At 42.8% G+C, this 250-nt stretch carries 1 protein-coding gene; it reads left to right on the top strand.

What is annotated here, in order from left to right; genetic code table 11:
* Window positions 1-250, top strand: a 250-nt coding sequence (locus tag O4H62_RS26385) for a hypothetical protein (protein ID WP_430538526.1), incomplete at both ends; no start/stop codon positions are given.

Raw genomic sequence — 250 nt, 5'->3', positions numbered from 1 at the left:
TCTTTAATCTGTTAGGTGTTTATTACACTGAAACTGGTGAGTTCGATGCAGCTTACGAGTCTTTTGATTCAACATTAGAGCTTGATCCGAACAATGAATATGCAATGCGTACCCGAGCGGTTGCGCTTTATTACGGTGAGCGCCCACAGCTTGCATTCGATGAAGCGGACAAACATTATCAAATGGATCCTAACGATCCGTTTCGAGCTCTTTGGCGCTACATCATTAAAATGGATCTCGATCCAAATAC

Source organism: Parahoeflea alexandrii (assembly GCF_027214025.1).
Classification (GTDB): Bacteria; Pseudomonadota; Alphaproteobacteria; order Rhizobiales; family Rhizobiaceae; genus Hoeflea; species Hoeflea alexandrii_A.
Note: the sequence above shows the minus strand (reverse complement) of the source record. Positions and strands in the feature narration are given on the sequence as shown.